This window comes from Novosphingobium sp. Gsoil 351, assembly GCF_009707465.1.
Classification (GTDB): domain Bacteria; phylum Pseudomonadota; class Alphaproteobacteria; order Sphingomonadales; family Sphingomonadaceae; genus Novosphingobium.
On record NZ_CP046120.1, the window covers coordinates 1518062 to 1535850 of the forward strand.

At 68.1% G+C, this 17789-nt stretch carries 18 protein-coding genes and 1 pseudogene; 7 read left to right on the top strand and 12 right to left on the bottom strand.

What is annotated here, in order from left to right; all coding sequences use genetic code 11:
• Positions 1 to 32: 32 nt before the first annotated feature.
• The 4 genes from GKE62_RS07230 to GKE62_RS07245 form a co-directional block, all read right to left on the bottom strand.
• Positions 33 to 1391 carry a PQQ-binding-like beta-propeller repeat protein gene (locus GKE62_RS07230; protein ID WP_154691664.1) on the bottom strand — a complete coding sequence of 453 codons (1359 nt, stop codon included), beginning with the start codon at positions 1389 to 1391 and terminating at the stop codon, positions 33 to 35.
• A 19-nt stretch (positions 1392 to 1410) separates the two neighbouring features.
• Complete coding sequence (locus tag GKE62_RS07235; RefSeq protein WP_230206977.1) at positions 1411 to 2187, bottom strand: tetratricopeptide repeat protein; 777 nt, start codon at positions 2185 to 2187, stop codon at positions 1411 to 1413.
• Between the two features lie 123 nt (positions 2188 to 2310).
• Positions 2311 to 3462 carry a glycosyltransferase family 4 protein gene (locus tag GKE62_RS07240; RefSeq protein ID WP_230206978.1) on the bottom strand — a complete coding sequence of 384 codons (1152 nt, stop codon included), beginning with the start codon at positions 3460 to 3462 and terminating at the stop codon, positions 2311 to 2313.
• Positions 3462 to 4331: an alpha/beta fold hydrolase gene (locus GKE62_RS07245; protein WP_154691665.1), complete on the bottom strand. Its 870-nt coding sequence runs from the start codon at positions 4329 to 4331 to the stop codon at positions 3462 to 3464. The genes GKE62_RS07240 and GKE62_RS07245 overlap by 1 nt, the downstream gene beginning before the upstream one ends.
• Positions 4332 to 4400: 69 nt before the next feature.
• On the opposite strand from GKE62_RS07245, the pseudogene GKE62_RS07250 reads away from it, so the two are divergent.
• Positions 4401 to 5779, top strand: a pseudogene (locus tag GKE62_RS07250) (protein adenylyltransferase SelO family protein).
• 13 nt (positions 5780 to 5792) lie between these two features.
• Here GKE62_RS07250 and GKE62_RS07255 read toward each other — a convergent pair.
• A complete protein-coding gene (locus GKE62_RS07255) occupies positions 5793 to 6362 on the bottom strand; it encodes a hypothetical protein (protein WP_195908651.1) in 570 nt (189 codons plus the stop codon).
• A 26-nt stretch (positions 6363 to 6388) separates the two neighbouring features.
• Positions 6389 to 8143, bottom strand: a complete 1755-nt coding sequence (locus GKE62_RS07260) for a YadA-like family protein (RefSeq protein ID WP_195908652.1) — start codon at positions 8141 to 8143, stop codon at positions 6389 to 6391.
• Positions 8144 to 8549: 406 nt separating this feature from the next.
• On the opposite strand from GKE62_RS07260, the gene astD reads away from it, so the two are divergent.
• Entirely contained in the window at positions 8550 to 9980 is a 1431-nt protein-coding gene (gene astD, locus GKE62_RS07265; RefSeq protein ID WP_154691667.1) for a succinylglutamate-semialdehyde dehydrogenase, read from the top strand.
• Between the two features lie 126 nt (positions 9981 to 10106).
• Here astD and GKE62_RS07270 read toward each other — a convergent pair whose 3' ends face one another.
• The gene (locus GKE62_RS07270; RefSeq protein WP_154691668.1) at positions 10107 to 10526 is read right to left on the bottom strand and encodes a glycine zipper 2TM domain-containing protein; all 420 of its coding nucleotides are present in this window, start codon (positions 10524 to 10526) and stop codon (positions 10107 to 10109) included.
• 109 nt (positions 10527 to 10635) lie between these two features.
• Between GKE62_RS07270 and rarD the strand changes: the two genes are divergently transcribed.
• Positions 10636 to 11589 (top strand): EamA family transporter RarD, encoded by a 954-nt coding sequence (gene rarD, locus GKE62_RS07275; RefSeq protein ID WP_370516074.1) that lies wholly within the window; start codon positions 10636 to 10638, stop codon positions 11587 to 11589.
• Here the strand turns inward: rarD and pyrC are convergent.
• Positions 11569 to 12609, bottom strand: coding sequence for a dihydroorotase (pyrC, locus tag GKE62_RS07280; protein WP_154691670.1), 1041 nt, complete (start codon positions 12607 to 12609; stop codon positions 11569 to 11571). The two genes, rarD and pyrC, sit on opposite strands and share 21 nt — an antisense overlap.
• A gap of 38 nt (positions 12610 to 12647) precedes the next feature.
• Here pyrC and GKE62_RS07285 point away from each other — a divergent pair, with 38 nt between their 5' ends.
• Positions 12648 to 13376, top strand: a complete 729-nt coding sequence (locus GKE62_RS07285; RefSeq protein WP_154691671.1) for a folate-binding protein YgfZ — start codon at positions 12648 to 12650, stop codon at positions 13374 to 13376.
• 2 nt (positions 13377 to 13378) lie between these two features.
• Here GKE62_RS07285 and GKE62_RS07290 read toward each other — a convergent pair whose 3' ends face one another.
• Entirely contained in the window at positions 13379 to 13969 is a 591-nt protein-coding gene (locus GKE62_RS07290) for a TetR/AcrR family transcriptional regulator (RefSeq protein ID WP_154691672.1), read from the bottom strand.
• A 28-nt stretch (positions 13970 to 13997) separates the two neighbouring features.
• On the opposite strand from GKE62_RS07290, the gene GKE62_RS07295 reads away from it, so the two are divergent.
• A complete protein-coding gene (locus GKE62_RS07295) occupies positions 13998 to 14888 on the top strand; it encodes a metal-dependent hydrolase (RefSeq protein WP_154691673.1) in 891 nt (296 codons plus the stop codon).
• 40 nt (positions 14889 to 14928) lie between these two features.
• On the opposite strand, the gene GKE62_RS07300 is transcribed toward GKE62_RS07295, so the two are convergent.
• The 3 genes from GKE62_RS07300 to rplU all read right to left on the bottom strand — a co-directional run bounded on the left by GKE62_RS07300 (position 14929) and on the right by rplU (position 16417).
• A complete protein-coding gene (locus tag GKE62_RS07300) occupies positions 14929 to 15489 on the bottom strand; it encodes a GNAT family N-acetyltransferase (RefSeq protein ID WP_154691674.1) in 561 nt (186 codons plus the stop codon).
• Between the two features lie 216 nt (positions 15490 to 15705).
• Positions 15706 to 15978 (bottom strand): 50S ribosomal protein L27, encoded by a 273-nt coding sequence (gene rpmA, locus GKE62_RS07305; RefSeq protein WP_154691675.1) that lies wholly within the window; start codon positions 15976 to 15978, stop codon positions 15706 to 15708.
• A 19-nt stretch (positions 15979 to 15997) separates the two neighbouring features.
• Positions 15998 to 16417 (bottom strand): 50S ribosomal protein L21, encoded by a 420-nt coding sequence (gene rplU, locus GKE62_RS07310; protein ID WP_154691676.1) that lies wholly within the window; start codon positions 16415 to 16417, stop codon positions 15998 to 16000.
• Between the two features lie 343 nt (positions 16418 to 16760).
• Here rplU and GKE62_RS07315 point away from each other — a divergent pair, with 343 nt between their 5' ends.
• On the top strand, positions 16761 to 17093 hold the full coding sequence (locus GKE62_RS07315; RefSeq protein ID WP_154691677.1) for a hypothetical protein: 333 nt from the start codon (positions 16761 to 16763) through the stop codon (positions 17091 to 17093).
• 2 nt (positions 17094 to 17095) lie between these two features.
• Positions 17096 to 17788: a Crp/Fnr family transcriptional regulator gene (locus tag GKE62_RS07320; protein WP_154691678.1), complete on the top strand. Its 693-nt coding sequence runs from the start codon at positions 17096 to 17098 to the stop codon at positions 17786 to 17788.
• The last annotated feature ends 1 nt before the right edge of the window (position 17789 follow it).

A 17789-nucleotide genomic window follows, 5' to 3' on the forward strand; every position in this document is an offset into this window, starting at 1 on the left:
CCGGCACCTCCCCCCACAGGGGGAGGATCATCTCACCGAAACGCCGTGATCCTGCCGCTGTCGTCGAGAATATACAGCATGTTGTTGGCCACCACCGGCGCCAGGCTGACCGGATCGCTCAGCTTGGTGAACGGGGTCATCGTGCCGTCGGCGGCGTTGATCGAGACGACGTCGCCGCGCATGTTGGCGACCCACAACCGGTCGCCGGCGAGGACCGGGCCGGTCCAGTAGAACTCGCCCTTCTTCTTGTCCGCGTTCTTGTACTGCTGGAGCTGGGCGATCCAGCGGACCTTGCCGCTGGCGCGCGCCAGGCACAGCAGCCGCGAATCGTCGGTCAGCACGAAGATCCATTCCCCCGCGATCGCCGGGGTCGAGATGCCCGCAAGGTTGAGCTCCCAGATGCGCTGGCCGGTGACCAGTTCGTAGGCGGCCATGCGCCCGCCCTGACCCAGCGCATAGACCCGGCCGCGGTCGATGATCGGATCGGCGTCGATATCGGTCAGCGTCGCGACCGAGGTCGCGATGCTGGTCCGCGCCAGCGCGTCGGTCCAAAGTTGGCGGCCGTTCTCATAACGATAGGCCGTCAACTCGCCCGAACTGTAGCCGGCGATCACCGTCCCTTGCCCGGCGGCGGGTGCCGCCACGCCGAAGACCCCGGCAGAGGCCTGCGCCCCGCCCTCGTTCCACAGCGGCTTGCCGTCGGCGGCATTGAGCGCGAAGATCTGGTTGTCCTGGGTCATCACATAGATCGCGTCGAACGCGATCGTGGGCGATCCCCGCAGCGGACCCGCGGGCTTGACCCGCCAGATCTGGCTGCCGTTGGTGGCATCGAGCGCGGCGACTTCGCCCAGCCCGGTGGTCACGTAGACGCGGTTGTCGGCAAAGCTGACCCCGCCGCCGAACACCGAGGAGTTGTTCTCCTCCATGCGCAGCTTGACGCTCCACTTCTCGGCGCCGGTGTTGGCGTCGAACGCATGGACCGCGCCGGCGGTGTCGAACGCGAACAGCTGCCCGCCGCCGATGACCGGCGCCGCGGCGAGCCGCTGGCTCGGCTTGGACCCGGCGATGCTCGCGCTCCAGGCCTTGGTCGGGCTCGCGGACAGGGCGAGATTGCCATAGCTCTTACCGGCGTTGCCGCCCGGCTGGCCCCATTCGGTGTTCGTCTCGGCAGGCGGCAGGACCACGGCGACGGCCGCCAGCGAAGGGTCGACCTTGGCCCCGCTCTCGATCCGGCTGAGCACCGGCATGCGGTTGCCCAGCGTGGGCGTGGTCTTGGGCTTCTTGTTGCCGCCCACTATCCCGCAGGACGCGACCGAAACCGCCAGCAGCACGACGAGGGGCGCGGCCAGCAAGCGGCGAGCGCCAGGACTGCTGCGAAAGGTACGATTCATCGGGAAATCCTCATCGGGCTCATTGTGCCGGCGCGGGCGCCGCACCCCCCACCGGGGAGTTGACCAGTGCCTTGTCGACATCGACGATCGCATCGACCCCAAGCAGGCCAGACATCTGGCGGGTGCGGGTGCGCAGCGTTTCGGGCACCGTGGGGTCCTTGGCGATCTGCGCGAACAGCGGCCCGGCGAGATCGTTCTTGCCTTGCTTGAGATAGGCCGCCGCGACCAGTTCGCCGGCACTGCCGAACCACGGGTTGCCGGGGACGGCGAGGGGCTTGAGCCGGGCGATCACGGTTTCGGGCGGCAGCCCGTCGAAGTTGATCGCGACGTCGCGGATCGTAGCGAGATCGCGGTACGGTTGCGGCATGTCGCTGCCGGTGGCGACCTGGGCGTAAATCTTGGCGGCCTCGGCCCTGCGCCCCTCTTCGGCGGCGATCCCCGCCTGCATCAGCAGCGCCGCGGCACGCGCCCCGGCGGGGCCTTCGCTGGTCAGCGGCTGGAGCGCGCTCTTAGCCGGACCGAGCCGCCCGGCCTCGACCTGATCGAGCGCGACAGTGTATTTCTCACCCAGCTCGCCCGCAACCGCCTGCTGGTGCTCGCGCCACCACAGCCAGCCGCCGAGCGCGGCCAGCAGCGCGACGACCGCGATCCCCGCGACCACGCCGTAGCGGGTCATCGCGGTCTTGAGCTGGTCCTCGCGCAGCGCCTCGTCGACCTCGCGCATGAACACGTCCTGCTGGGCGAGCGCCTTCTTGTCGGGGGCGGGCGAAGTGTTGTCGGCGGGGCGGAGGGCCAAATCGGAAGTTCCGTCAGTGGGTCGGGGGGTAAGGCTTGTCAGCGGCGCTGTTTAGCCAAAGGCGGCATCAATTCAATGTTCTTCGGCACAGTCGCGTGAACCATCGGTGAAGCGCGGTCCGGATCACGGAAACCGATCGCGCCCCATCACCCGCGCATAGAGCGCGGCGTGGCGCGAAACCATCCGGTCCTCGTCGAATTCGGCGCGGGCCCTGGCGCGGTTTTCCGTGCCGATCGCCGCGCGCAGGCGCGGTGCTTCGGCCAGTACGCGCAGCGCGGCGGCGAGCGCGGCTTCATCGCCGGGAGGGGTGATGTAGGGCCGGTTGCCCTCGCCGACCATCGCCGCGATGTCGCCCACCGCGGGGCTCGCAACCGGCAGCCCCGCGGCCATCGCCTCGATCACCGACATCGGCGCCTGCTCGCTGTCGGACGAGAGCGCGTAGAGATCGAACAGTCCGATCAGGCTGGCGGGATCGGCGATAAACCCGGTCAGGTGGACCCGGTCGGCGACCTGGCAGCGCTCCGCCTCGGCGAGGATCGCGGCGCTCTCCGGCCCCTCGCCCGCGATGACCAGGTGCCACGGCTCGGCCAGGCCGGCAAAGGCGCGGACCAGCCTCGGCAAATTCTTGACCGCGCGCAGGCCCGCGAAGGTTCCCAACCACCGCTCCCCCGGTCGCTTGATCAGGCGTGGCAGCGCGTCGCGCTTGGGCTTTGCGGTAAACCGCGCGGTGGCGACCCCGTTGGGGATCAGGTGGACCTTGGAAAGCGGCTGGCGCCAGGTCTCGAGCGCGATGTTGCGGAGGATCGTCGAGGGTACGACCAGCGCCTGCGCCCGCGACAGCGCCAGGATGCGGTAGGCGTTGCGTGTCGCCATCAGCCCATCGGCCTCGTCGGCGTTGAACCCGTCCTCGTGGTGGATCAGCCCGGCGAGCCCAAGCGACGGGCCGAACGCCGAATGCGCAAGAACCGCATTCATCGCTCCCCAGTTGTAGGTCAGGATCAGGTCGTAGGGCTTCATCGCATTCGCCAGCGCGCGCAGCTTGAGCGGACCGGGCTTGCCGCTAAGCCCGGGGAGGTTGATCGCGAGCACGGGGATGCCCCGTGCGACATGGCGCATCGCCCCGGTCGCGCCGGGCACGGCCGAGACGATCGTATGCATCACGCCCTTGCCGAAGCGGTTGATCAGCTGGACGGTCCGCAATTCCTTCCCGCCGGGATCGAAGCTGGAAAGGACGTGGAGCAGGCGCAGCGGGCGGCCGCGCGATGGATCGGCCACTACTCCGCCCGGTCGAGCAATCGCTCGATTCCCGCGACCGCCTCGGGCTCATCGAGCGTCGGGGCGTGCCCCACCCGGGGCAGCGTGACGAGCTCGGCCTCTGGCAGTTCGGCGATCATCCGGGCCGCGGTTTCGGGGGCGAGAATGTCGGACAGCTCTCCGCGCAAGACAAGCACCGGACGCCCGCCCAGCGCCCGCCAGCAGGGCCACAGGTCGGGTGGCGCAGCGTTGGAGGGCGTGGCAAACGGCTCGGCGATCTTCATGTCGTAGTCGAACACGATCCTGCCGTTCGAACCCAAGGTCATCGCCCGCTTGGCAAGCGTCAGCCAGTCGGCGATGTCGAAGCCGGGGAACATCTCGCCCTGGCCTTCCTCCAGCGCGCGCGCGGCATGCATCCAGGTCTCGAAGCTGCGCCCCTGCCCGACATAGCCGCCGATCCGCGCGATCCCCACACTCGACACCTCGGGACCGACATCGTTGAACACGGCCCCGGTAAGGCGATCGGGCCGGGCGCCCGCCAACAGCATCGTGACCAGCCCGCCGAGCGAGGTTCCCACCGCGACGAACCGGGCGATGCCCGCCTGATCGAGCAATGCCTCAAGATCGGTCACATACGTCGGCGGGGTGTAAGTCGCCGGGTCCTTGGCATAGGCGCTGTCGCCACGCCCGCGCAGGTCGAGGCACAACACTCGGCGGCGCTTGGCCAGCCGCTCCGCCAGCAACTCGAAATCGCGGGCGTTGCGGGTCAGGCCGGGAAGGCAAATGACCGGAGCCTTGTCTTGCCGCCCGGCGCCCGGCCCCGCGTAGTCGCGATAATGCAGCCGCAGGCCGTCCTCGCTCGTCCAGTGGCGATCTTCGAACTCGGCCATTGCTGGTGATTTACGCCCCCGGGATATGCGCGGCTTGCGCAGGGCGCCGCCGCCTTCCACTATCGCGCGATGCGCGCCGAACCGCAAGCCGCCCCGTATCTCGCCGAGCCGCGCATCCTGCAATTGGCGGGGTGGATCGGCGACGAGGTCGCAGGGGCCGATTTTCCCGAAACGGTCGTGCGTTTCCGCAACGATGCACACGCCGCGACGGTGGGCCTGGCCGGGCTGACCGACGCCGAATGGTGCGCGCATTTCGGCCGCTTCGCCGCCTTGCCGGACAATCTGCCGCGGCCGCTGGCGCTGCGCTATCACGGCCACCAGTTCCGCGTGTACAACCCCGAGATCGGCGACGGGCGGGGTTTCTCTTCGCGCAACAGCGCGACGGGACGAACCGTTTGCTCGACCTCGGCACCAAGGGGTCCGGAACCACCCCGTGGAGCCGCCAGGGTGACGGGCGGTTGACGCTGAAGGGCGCGGTACGCGAGATTCTCGCCACCGCGATGCTGGAGGCGCAGGGGGTCAACACCAGCAAGACCTTTTCGGTAATCGAGACCGGCGAGGCGCTGTGGCGCGGCGATGAACCCTCGCCCACCCGCTCGGCGGTGATGGTCCGGCTCAGCCATGGGCATATCCGCATCGGCACCTTCCAGCGGCTGGCGGCGCTGGGCGAGGTCGGGCACATGGCCGAGCTGGTCGACTACTGCCTAGAGACGTATCCGGGACCGCAAGCAGGCGAGAGCCGCGCTGCGGTCTTGCTCAACCAGGTGGTCGAGCGGCTTGCCGATCTGGCCGCCTCCTACATGACCGCGGGCTTCGTCCACGGCGTGCTCAATTCGGACAACATGAACATCTCGGGCGAAAGCTTCGACTACGGGCCGTGGCGCTGGGCGCCTACCTGGGACGCAAGCTTCACCGCCGCCTATTTCGACCACGCCGGGCTCTACGCCTTCGCTCGACAGCCAGAGGCCCTGCACTGGAACTGCGGCCAGCTCGCGGTGGCGCTGCGCCTGCTCTCCGATCCGCCGCCGCTGGTCGCCGCGCTGGAGCGGTTCCCCGCGCTCTACCGGACCAACCTGGCGCGACGGTTCCTGTGGCGGCTGGGCCTGGAGCCGCGCGGCGAGGAAGCCGACCTGGCGGTGGTCGTCGCCGCCGAAAAGGCCATGCGCGAGAGCGGCGCGGGCATCGACGAGTTCTTCTTCCGCCACCGCGGCGGTCGCGAGGCGGACGCGGAGCTAGCGACCGCATGGGCAGGCCATCGAGGCGAGGCCGAGCATCCCTTCTGGAGCGATGCCAGCCCGCAGTCGATGCTTATCGACGAGGTCGAAGCGATCTGGGCAGCCATCGCCGAGCACGACGATTGGTCGCCGCTCCACGCCAAGCTGGCCGCGCTCAAGCGGATGGGCGAAGCGCTGGGTGAGCCGCCGGTTCCGGCTGGGCACGCCGCCTGAGTTAGAGTCTTTTCTATCGATTGCGCCGCTTGGGCGGAGAAGACGTCGGCGCGGGCTGCGGCTGCGGCGGGGCTGGCTGGGACATCGACCCGGGCTGGACACTGATCCCGAATAGCTTCCAGCGGCCCTGCTCCCACTGGAAATAGAAATCGAAGAATATCGGCGAAGGTCGCAGCGGAAAGTAGCCCTGAACGCGGAATACGTCCGGCTGAAGCAGCGTAGGTCCGCCGGTATAGGTCGGAGCCACGATCAGCGCGTTGCTGAGATCGACTCGCAGCGCGCGGATCGGAGCGAATATTTCAGCCAGCCGCGCGGGATCGTTCTGGATCTGGAAGCCGCTGGCGCTGGAATCGCGGAGTACCGAATAGTTGCCCGATCGGTTGGCGTGATCGACCATGGCCATCGTCGACCAGACCAGCTTGGCCAGTTCGAGTTCGCTCGGCACCGGCTGGCTCGATACCGCTGGACGACCGGGTTGCGCGGCTTGCGCAAGCGCGCTCACCGGTATCGCCGCGACGACCGCGGCGGCAAAAAAAATGGCCGGGGCACGAAGCCCCGGCACGAACAGTCTGCTATTGGTCATTTGGACATTCGGTTCCTTGGGCGATCTCACCAGGCGAACTGGAAGCCGCCTCGCGCGCCGACTTCGCCGCTGTCGACACCGAAGCCGATACCCGCCGAAATCGCCGCATTCTCGCCGACCCGCGCCGCGAACGCCGCGGTCGCCGCAGCCTTGTCGTTATAGTAGCCGACGCCGCCCGAGATTCCGAAGGTGGTCCCCGCCGGAAGCGACGGCGATTCCATCGCCAGCCCCATCGCGACGCCCTCATAGGCCTTGTCGACACCCTTGAACAACGAGTTGATCTGGGCGCCCTGGGCCGCGGTGAGCGTCTGTAGGGTGGTGATATTGGCGGTATTGGCAGCGACACTGGTCTGCAGCGCGGTGAGGTTGGTCGCAGTGGCGAACGACGAAACCAGCGGTCCCGCGCCCAGAGTTCCCGAGGCATCCACCGTCGCGAACGAGAGCGCCCCGGTCTGGGCCGCTGTGCTCGCCGCGATGTCGCCCACGGTCACCGAACTGCCCGTGCCGCCCAGCTTGACTTGGTTGGCGCGCGTGGTCGTCGCGCCGAAGCCCAGCGCAGTCGCTCCGGCCTGCGCCGCATTGGCGTTCTTGCCGATCGCGCTGGCATTGGCGCCGGCCGCATTGGCCTGGTGACCGGCCGCCAGACTGGTCCCGCCGCTAGCGTTGGACTGCCAGCCGAACGCCTGCGCGCCGCGGCCCGAAGCAACCGATTCGCCCCCGACCGCGGTCGAGTGAAAGCCACTTGCCGCGGCCAAGTCGCCGACCGCGACGCCATCCTCATCGGTCGCCGCGGCACCATTCCCGAGCGCGGTAGAGGTCAGGCCAGAGGCCGTCGCGGTCCGCCCAACGGCAACCGCGGTGACCCCGCTCGCCACCGCCGTGTCGCCGATAGCCACTGCGCTGTCGCCGCCTGCATTGGCGGCGAAGCCGAAGGCGGCGGCGTTGGCGCCAGCGGAATTCGCGTTCTTGCCCACGGCGGACGATTGAACGCCGGTGGCGACGGCCTGGTGCCCGGCCGCCAGGCTTAGGTTCCCGGACGCATTCGATTGCCAGCCGAACGCCTGCGCGCCGCGTCCGCTCGCCTTGGCCTCACCGCCGACCGCAGTCGAATGGAAACCCGATGCCGCGGCCTGATCACCGATGGCGACAGCGTCCTCGTCCGACGCCGCGGCGGCGTTGCCGATCGCTACCGACGTGCCCAGCGATGCGACATTGGCGCTTGCGGTCGTGGCGCCGTTGCCGAGTGCAACCGACGAAATCGCCGAGGCGACCGAGTTGCTCCCGCCAGCGAACGAGTTCGCGCCCGAAGCCGCCGCGGTGTCGCCCACCGCGGTGGAGGAAACTCCGCTGGCTGCCGCGGCCTTGCCCAAGGCGGTGGCGCGGACCGCGGTGGCAAGGGCCTGGTGACCCACCGAAGTCGAAAACTGCTGCGTGGCCTGCGCTTGCCAGCCGAACGCCTGCGCGCCGGTTCCGGATGCCAGGGCTTCCCCTCCGATCGCCGTCGAATGGAAGCCCGAGGCGATCGTCTTGTCGCCCAGAGCTACCGCATCCTCCGCGGTCGCCTGGGCAAGGTTGCCGACAGCGACCGAGGTACCTTGCGAGGCCGCGCCCGAGGGCGTGACCCCGTTGGCGGTCGTCGCACCGTTGCCGACGGCGACCGAACTGATCGCCTGGGCGCTGGCAGCGGCGCCGCATGCCAAGCTGGTCGCGGTGCCGTCCGACGTCGCACCGCCGTCCGTGTCGCCCGCGCTCGCCACACCGTTGCCGTCGGTATCGAGCAAGCACTCCGCCGCGGCAGCGCTGGGCGCGCCAAGGCCTGAGAGTGAAGCGAAAGCGAGAACGGCGGCAGACGCACCTAACAAACGGCCCGCGATCCGGGATTTGGCTGGAATGGACATGAAAATTCCCCTGGTTGCTGCTGGCGCGCGGAGTGATCCGGACACCCGTCAATGACCACCCGCGGAGCGTGGCGGCCTGCGTGCGATGCGACCCGCAACTTTCTAGGTTGTCAGCATTGTGCCAAACGGTGCGCGCGAGTCAAACCCTTGTTAGGCCTCGCTGGTTGCGGCATCGACCGCGGCAAAGCTCCTGTTTCGCAGCGCTCCGGCGCGGCGCGCCCATCCTAGAATTCTTTTGTCGCGACAGCGACGCTGTGGCATCTGCCGTGGCATTCCAAGGCTTCGGATGATGGGACTGCAGGGCTTGGCCAGCGAAGAAATCGTTAGTTACGAACCTGCTACCGGGGCCGAAGTCTGGCGCGGCAAGACCGGTGACGTCGACGAAATCGTCGCCCGCACCCGCCGCGCATGGCCCGCCTGGGCGGCGCAGCCGCTGTCCACCCGGATGGAGCTGGTCCGCCGCTTCGCGAACGAAGTGCGCAAGGACGCCGAAAAGCTCGCCACGCTGATCGCGCGCGAGACGGGCAAGCCGATGTGGGAGGCGCGCACCGAGGTCGAAAGTGTTGTCAACAAGGTCGAAATCTCGATCCGTGCGTTCGCCGAGCGGACCGGCCAGCGCAAGCTGGACTCCGCGCTTCAGGGCACTGCCGCGCTGCGCCATAAGCCGCACGGGGTAATGGCCGTGCTGGGGCCGTACAACTTCCCCGCGCATCTTCCCAACGGCCACATCGTGCCCGCGCTGATCGCCGGCAACGCAATCGTGTTCAAGCCGTCCGAAAAGACGCCGGCGACGGGGGAAGCGCTGGTCCGGTGCTTCCATCGCGCCGGGATCTCGGCCGAGGTCGTCCAGTTGGCGATCGGCGGTCCGGACGAGGGCAAGGCGCTGGTCGCGCATGACGGGATCGACGGAGTGCTGTTCACCGGATCGGCCCATGCGGGAATCGCGATCAACCGCGAACTCGCCGGCAACCCGGGCAAGATTCTGGCGCTCGAAATGGGCGGCAACAACCCGATCGTGGTGTGGGATACGCCGAAGATCCAGGACGCCGCGGTCCTGATCGTCCAGTCGGCCTTCACCAGCGCCGGCCAGCGGTGCACCGCGGCGCGGCGGCTGATCGTCAAGGGCGCTCTCTACGACGCGGTGGTGAGCGAGGTGAAGCGCCTCGCCGACCGGCTGATCGTCGGCGCGCCGTTCGACGAGCCCGCGCCGTTCATGGGCCCGGTGATCGACAACGACGCCGCCGACGGCCTGACCGAAAGCTTCCTCTACCTGCTCGGCCACGGCGGCAAGGCGATCAAGCACATGGCGCGTCCGGTCGAGGACAGGCCGTTCCTTTCGCCCGCGATCATCGATGTGACCGCGATGAAGGAACGGCCCGACGTCGAACTTTTCGGGCCATTGCTACAGGTGATCAGGGTCGACGATTTCGATGCCGCCATCGCCGAAGCCAACGCCACCCGTTTCGGCCTTTCGGCCTCGTTAATCGGCGGGAACCCGCAGGACTACAACCGCTTCTGGGCCAACGTGCGCGCCGGCGTGATCAACTGGAACCGCCCGACCAACGGCGCCTCGTCGGCTGCGCCGTTCGGCGGGGTCGGGCTCTCGGGTAATCACCGCGCGAGCGCCTATTATGCCGCCGACTATTGCGCCTATCCGGTCGCTTCGGCCGAATTGGACCAACCCCGCGCGAGCATCGCGGTCGGTTTGCGCGAGGGCTGAGGGCCAAGCCAGGAAGCGAACGGACGAGGACCGCTTCGCGACGCGAAAAGGCCCCGGATCGCTCCGAGGCCTTCGGGTGGGCGCGGGGAAGGGGAAAGCCACGCCCGTTATCGCAATGCCTGCTGCTTAGCGGCAGCGCGACGAACTGTTGCGCTCGACCGAGCGACCGAGCAGCGCGCCACCGGCGGCACCCAGAATCGTGCCGAGGGTGTTGTCGCCGCGCCCCGCGATCGAGCGGCCGAGCAGCGCGCCCGCCGCGCCGCCAACGATGAGGCCGGTCGTGCCGTTCTTCTTCTTGCAATAGTACCGCCCGTCGTTGCCGCGCCAGGTCTGGTATCCATCATTGCTGTAGTACGGCTGCTGATAGGTGCGCTGGCCGTAGCCTTCGTAATAACGCGAGTCGCGATAGTCGCGCTCATGTTTGTCATAGACCATCGACTGGTCGGTGCTGGCGGGCTGCCAGGTGGCGGCGGCGGCAGGCAGGCTCGCGGCCATCACGCCGGGAAGCGCCAACGACAGGGCGGCGGTGCGGAGAGCATTGTTCATTTCGTTTCTCCTTTCGGGGAGTGGCGACCAACCCTTATGGATCGGCTTCGCGTTCATGCTTACGACCCCGAACATGAACGGACCACAACCCCATCGTCAGGATCGAAATTTGCGGCGAAGCGATCCTCGACAGCGCCGGATCGACCTGCCAAGCGCCCGCGATGGCAAACCCCTCCCCCGCCCGAACGGCCTCCCGCTGGCGCTCGGGGCGTATACGATCTGGGGATTCCTTCCGCTTTACATTGCCTTGCTGCGCCATGTTCCCGCGTTTGAGCTGGTCGCCTGGCGGGTCGTCTTCACCTTGCCGCTGTGCCTGGCGATCGCCGCGGTGCGCCGCCAGCTAGGCGAGATCGCGCGCGGGCTGGCGGATTGGCGCGTGTTGCGGCTGATGCTCACCAGCGCGGGGCTCATCGGGATTAATTGGGTGATCTATATCGCCGCGATCAACGGCGGGCACATCTATGCCTCCAGCTTGGGCTACTACATCAATCCGCTGGTCAACGTCCTGCTCGGCACGGTTTTCCTCGGCGAGCGGCTTAGCCGCCTGCAGTGGGGCGCGGTAGCGCTTGCAGCGCTGGGCGTGGGGGCGCTGTTGCTGGGTGCAAGCGACACGCTGGGGATCAGTCTCGCGCTGGCGCTGAGTTTCGCGCTTTACGGCCTGGTCCGCAAGGTCGCCCCGGTCGGCGCATTGCCCGGGCTGACGATCGAGACGATTCTGCTGCTGCCGTTAGCCGCCGCGACCACGCTGTGGTTCGCGCACGGTGAGGGCGTCTCCAGCTTCGGCCACGATCCGCGGATCAGCCTGCTGCTGGCGGGAGCGGGGGTGCTGACCGCGACGCCGCTGCTTCTGTTCGCGCTGGCGGCGCGGCGGATGGACCTGTCGACGCTCGGCTTCGTCCAGTTCCTCTCGCCGACCATCGTCTTCGTGCTGGGGCTGACCGTGTTCGGCGAGGCGCTGCGTCCGGCGCAGCTCGCCAGCTTTGTGTTCATCTGGGCGGCACTGGCGCTGTTCAGCTGGGACCTGTGGCGGCGCCACGCCGGCTCAGCGAAGCCGCCAGCCTAGCGTTTCGCCGAAGTGGAACGGCACAAGCGTGGTGCCACCCACCATGATCTTCGCGGGCACTGCGGTCGCGCCTCGCTCGAGCGTGACGGTGCCTTGGTTGAGCGGCAGACCATAAAAGCGCGGACCGTTCTCGCTGGCGAAGGCTTCGAACCTGTCCAGCGCGCCCTCTTCGTCGAACACCGCAGCATAGCTTTCCAGCGCGAAGGGCGCATTGAAGATGCCCGCGCAGCCGCAATCGGTTTCCTTGGCGCTCTGCGCATGGGGTGCGGTGTCGGTGCCGAGGAAGTACTTGGCCGAACCCGAGGTCGCCGCCCGGCGCAGCGCGAGCCGGTGCTCCTCGCGCTTGACCACGGGCAGGCAGTAGGCGTGCGGACGCAGGCCACCGGCGAACAGCGCGTTGCGATTGAGGTGAAGGTGCTGCGGGGTAATCGTCGCCGCCACGTTCGGCCCAGCGCCGTCGACGAACGCGACCGCCTGTGCGGTGGTGATATGCTCGAACACCACCTTCAGCGCCGGCATGGCCTCCACCAGCGGGGCGAGCACGCGATCGATGAACACCGCCTCGCGATCGAACACGTCGATTTCCGGCGTGGTGACCTCGCCGTGGACCAGCAACGGCATGCCTATCGCCTGCATCGCCTCCAGCGCGCCGCGGATGTTGGCGACATCGGTCACGCCGTGGGCGGAATTGGTGGTGGCATGCGCCGGGTATAGCTTGGCGGCGGTATAGACCCCTTGCGCAAACCCGCGGCGCAGATCGTCGGGATCGCTCGCGTCGGTCAGGTAGCAGGTCATCAGTGGGGTGAAATCGCTTCCTTCGGGCAAAGCCGCGATGATCCGCTCGCGATAGGCGGCGGCCATGGCGGTACTCGTCACCGGCGGCGAGAGGTTGGGCATCACGATGGCCCGCGCGAACTGGCGGGCGGTGTGCCCGACCACGGCCGCCAGCATCGCGCCGTCGCGCAAGTGGACGTGCCAGTCGTCGGGGCGGCGGATGGTGAGAATCGTCGGGTCGGGCATCGGCTTGCCATAGTGATGGGGTGGCCTATCTGTCACCCATGCCTGCAACCCGTCTTTGCGACCGTGCTGTCGTCCGCGTTTCCCCGCTCGAGCCGGACGAGGACGTGGCCGGGTTCCTCCAGGGCCTCGTCACCAACGATGTCACTGGAACGCAGCCCGTGTGGGCGGCGCTGCTGACAGCTCAGGGCAAGGTTTTGTTCGACTTTGTCGTCTGGCCGTCGGGTGCGGACCTGCTGCTCGATTGCGAGGCCGATGCGGCCGAGGCGCTGGCCAAGCGACTGTCACTCTACCGGCTGCGACGCAAGATCGGGATCGCGGTCGATCCTGCGCTGGCGGTCCACTGGCGCGATCATGCCGGAGACGGTGTGGCGAGTGATCCCAGACTGTCGGCGCTGGGCGAACGCTGGATCGCTCCGCTCGCCGACGGCGGCGAACCCGCCGATGCCGCCTGGCTCGCCCACCGCCTGAAACTGGGCGTCACCGAAGGCCGCGCCGAATTGGGCAGCGACGCGACCCTCTGGCTCGAATGCAATGCCGCCGAACTCAATGGCGTGTCGTTCTCCAAGGGCTGCTACATCGGCCAGGAAAACACTGCGCGGATGAACTGGCGGCAAAAGGTCAACCGGCGGCTGGTGGTGGTGCCGCTGGCGGACAGCGACCCCAAGCGGCAGCGCGCGGCCTATCCCGATTTGGGGTTGGCGATCGATCACCGGCGGGTCGAGGATATCGATCCGGCCACCGTGCCGGGCTGGATGGAACTGGCCTGAAGCTACTCCGCCGTCGCGTGCGCCCGCGCGATCGAATCGATCAGGAACCGTTCCGCCGTTTGGCGCGCGGCTTCGCGCGGGAGATCGAGCGCCTTGGCCATCGGCCCGCCCAACAAGGCATCGCCCAGCGCCATCAGGACCAGGGTCAGCGTCGAACGGTGCATCGTCTCGACGCTCTCGCTAACCGGCCCCAACCGGTCGACCAGATCGTGCACCGCCTCGACGATCGGATCGAGCGCGTCCTCGTTGCCCGACAGCAGCATCCACGAGGCAAGCGCGCCCGCGCCCTCCTTGTCGAACGCGTCGAACGTCAGATCGACGATCTCGCGCGCCGAGCCGTGCCCCGCGCGCTGCGCCAGCACGGCTTCGGCAATCGTCGCGCAGACGCTTTCCGACAGATGCCGCGCCAGCGCCTTCTGCAACCCCGAGGCAGAGCCGAAATGATGGAGCAAGTTGGCGTGGGTTCGCCCGATGCGGCCTGCGACCGCCTTGAGCGTCACCGCCTGCGGACCGGTCTCGATCAGCAATTCGCGCGCGGCGACGACCGCCGCGGTGCGGCTCTCGTCCGGGGACAGGCGTTTTCTTATTGACATTGATGTCAGTTAATCTATTGCGACCGTCATGAACGCACCCTTCAAGCCCGATACCGCCCTAGAGTTCGCAGTCCCGGCTCGCAAGGCCCCGACCCCCGCGGACCTGACCATCACCGTGCGCGATCGCCGCTTCGGCCGCGACCAGGCGCCGCCAGCGCGTTGGTGGCTCAACGGCGATCCCATCGGCAGCGCCTGGCACAATGCGCTGTCCGCCACCTTCCCGCGCGGCGAAGCCTATTTCATCGAGTCGGTGAAGGCCAACCGCGCCGATGCCCCACCCAAGCTGGAGGCCGAGATCCGCGCCTTCGTGAAGCAGGAAATCAACCACACCCGCGAACACATCGCGTTCAACCGCACTGCCAAGGATGCCGGCTACGATCTCGACAAGATCGACCGCCGCGTCGCCGACCGGCTGGCGCAGATCGACGGCCGCGCGCCGATTCTCAACCTGGCCGCGACGATGGCGCTCGAGCACTTCACCGCGATGCTCGCCAACGAGCTGCTGTCGAACCCGCGCCACCTGGCCGGTGGCGGCGAGACTTCGGACCTGTGGCGCTGGCACTCGGCCGAGGAGATCGAGCACAAGGGCGTTGCCTACGACACCTGGCTCCACGCCACCCGCGACTGGACGCGGTGGAAGCGGTGGAAGGTCAAGAGCCTGATGATGCTGGTCGTCACCCAGACGTTCGTGACCCACCGCTTCGGCGATACCATCAACCTGCTAGCGCAGGACGGGCTGACCGGCGCGAAGTGGAAGGCGAAAGTGGTGTGGTATCTCGTCGGCAACCCCGGCCTGCTGCGCCGCATCTTCCCCGCGTGGGCCGCGTTCTTCCTCCCCGGCTTCCACCCCTGGAACCACGACGACCGCGCGCTGATCGGCAAGTACGAGAGCGAGTTCGCCGACGCGGTGATGGGGTGAGTAAAGTCCTCCCCGAGCTGGCTCGGGGAGGATGTACAAACTAGGCAGCTCGCATCGCGGCCCAGTTGGCGCTGGCCCCGTCGCAATCGCTGGCCGCGCCGAGATCGCTTGCATATTCGACCGACTCGACCTCGCGCCCGCGGGCCAGGCTGAACCGGTTGACGATCCTGCCGGTGGGCCGGAAGCCGACTTTGGCAAGCACCCGCCCCGAAGCCGGATTGTCGACGAAATGCCCCGCGACCAGCCGCCGGTGCCCCAGCGTCTTCGCCAGGCGCAACACTGCGCGCGCCGCTTCGGGCGCATAGCCGTTGCCCCAATGGGGCCGCGCGATCCAATAGCCGAGTTCGGTCCGGCCTTCGTCGTCACGGCCCAAGCCGACGCTGCCGATCAGCTCGCCGTTGTTGGCGGTGCTGACGAAGAAGTTCGGCCGGCGTGAATCCTGCGGGCGAGCGGCGAAATCGCGGGCCTGATCGGGGCCGTAGGGCCATGGCGCCCGCGCCAGGTTGCGGACGATCGCCTCGTCGGCGATCGCCGTCAGAAGCTCTTCCCAATCCTCTGGCCAGGCCGGCCGCAGGAACAGTCTTTCGCTGCGAATGAACACGTCGTCTCTCCTCGTCGGTCCCTGCGAGAGAGGTCCTAGCCCACCCGCATGACACTAGCGTTGCGCGTTGCGCCAGGTTGTCGGCCCGGTGCGGTTGGCTGAGGGAGACGTGCAAAGAGGGAGACGGGCGGGGCCCCTCTCCCTCGTGACGCTGGACGATTTCACATGTCCAGCGGGGGGCCATCCCGTCGAGGATGGCCCGTTATCGACCATCCGTTATTCGGCTGCTTCGGCCATCATCATGTCTACCGACACGTACTTGCGGCCAAGCTTGCCACCGTGAAATCGGACGCGGCCTTCGCCGAGCGCGAACAGGGTGTGGTCCTTGCCGATGCCGACGTTGGCGCCCGGATAGACCCGGGTGCCGCGCTGGCGAATGATGATGTTGCCGCCGATCACTTCCTGACCGCCGAACTTCTTCACGCCAAGGCGGCGGCCCGCCGAATCGCGACCGTTGCGCGAAGAGCCGCCTGCTTTCTTATGTGCCATCTCGAACTACTCCGGATTCTTATTCAGCAGCGGCTTCGGCGGCAGGCTTGGCAGCCTTCTTCGCCGGGGCCTTCTTGGCAGGGGCGGCATCGGCCGACTTTTCCGCCGGAGCGGCTTCCTTGTTGGCAGCCTTCTTCTCTTCCCCACCAACCGACAGGATGCGCAGCAGCGTCAGCTGCTGGCGGTGGCCGTTGCGACGGCGATAGTTGTGGCGGCGGCGCTTCTTGAAGACGATGACCTTCTCGCTCTTGGCCTGAGCGATGATCTCGGCCGAGACGACGATGCCCGCGGCATCGACGACTTCGCCGCCGTCACCAGCCAGCAGGACTTCGCCCAGGCGAATCGTGTCGCCGGCTTCGCCCGCCAGCTTCTCGACCGCGATCTTGTCTCCGGCGGCAACCCGGTACTGCTTGCCGCCTGTGCGCAACACTGCGAACATCGTTCGATTTTCCATCTATCTGCTTGCCCCGTTTCCGGGGAACAATGCCGGACACCCCGCAAGCGCGAGGGGCCGCAAAGAACGCCGCCGTTAAGCGACCGGCCCTGTGCTGTCAACCACGGGCGAGCAGGATTCGCCAACTCTCCCGACCGTGCTATGGCCGCGCAATGCGCGTCGCAATCCTCTTTCCAATCGTCCTGCTGGCCGCCTGCACGAGCACCGGCGCGGGCAAGTATCCGTCGCTCGCCACGCGTCCCGGCGAGCGCGTGAGCGGATCCGCCGAGCCGGTCGCCACCCCCGCCCCGCCCCCGCCACCGCGGCGACCGGCAGCCGGATCGCGCGGTTGCGGGCCGAGGCCCAGGCGGCGCACGCCCGCTTCGGCGAGCGCCGGGGAAATGCCGCGGCGCTCTCCGCCGTCGCGCAGGGCGCCGCGGTTGGCAGCGAGGCGTGGTCGGTCGCCCAAGTCGCGCTGGCGAGCCTCGAGGCGGCGCGGAGCGAGGCGATGATCGCGCTGGCCGATCTCGATTCGCTCTATGTCGATGCGAAGAACGAGGCGGTCATGACCGGCGGCTCGGGCGATGTGGACGCCATCGGCGAGACCCGCGACCAGGTCATCGCGCTGATCGGCGAAGAAGACGCGACGCTCGCGAGCTTGCGCGGACGCCTTCGCGAGTAGCGATGAGCGTTGCCCTCGCCTGTGCGGGATGCCCGGTTCGCGATCGCGCCGCCTGTGCCGCGCTGTCACCCTGCGAGCGCGCGGAACTTGCCGCAGCGGGCCGTATCGTCGAACTTGCCCGCGGGGAAACGCTGTTCGCGGCCGGCGATGACAGCGACCGGTGCGCGACGCTGATCGAGGGCGCGCTCAAGGTCACCAGCTTCGACCGTGAAGGCACCGAGCGGGTGCTCGCGCTGGTCCATCCGGCGGGCTTCGTCGGCGAGTTGTTCACCCCGTTCGCCCGCCACGACGTCGTTGCGTTGACCGACAGCCGCCTTTGCGTGTTCGGCACGGGCGCGTTCCAGGCGGCGTTGCACCGCTATCCCGCCCTGGCCGAAACCTTGCTCCGCCGCGCTAGCGCCGATCTTTATGAGACCCGCGAGCTGATCGGGTTGATGGGGCGCCGTCAAGCCAGCGCCAAGGTAGCCGGGCTGCTGCTCGCGTTCTCGCGCGCGGCGAGCGAATCGCCGTGCCACGGTGCGGACGCCTTCGATCTGCCGCTGTCGCGCGGCGACATGGCGGGGCTGCTGGGGCTCACCATCGAGACCGTCAGCCGCCAGCTTTCTGCGTTCGAGCGCGACGGACTGATCCGCAAACACGGCGCGCGCGGGATCGAACTGGTCGATCCCGCGCGACTGGGAGGTCTGGTGAACTGAG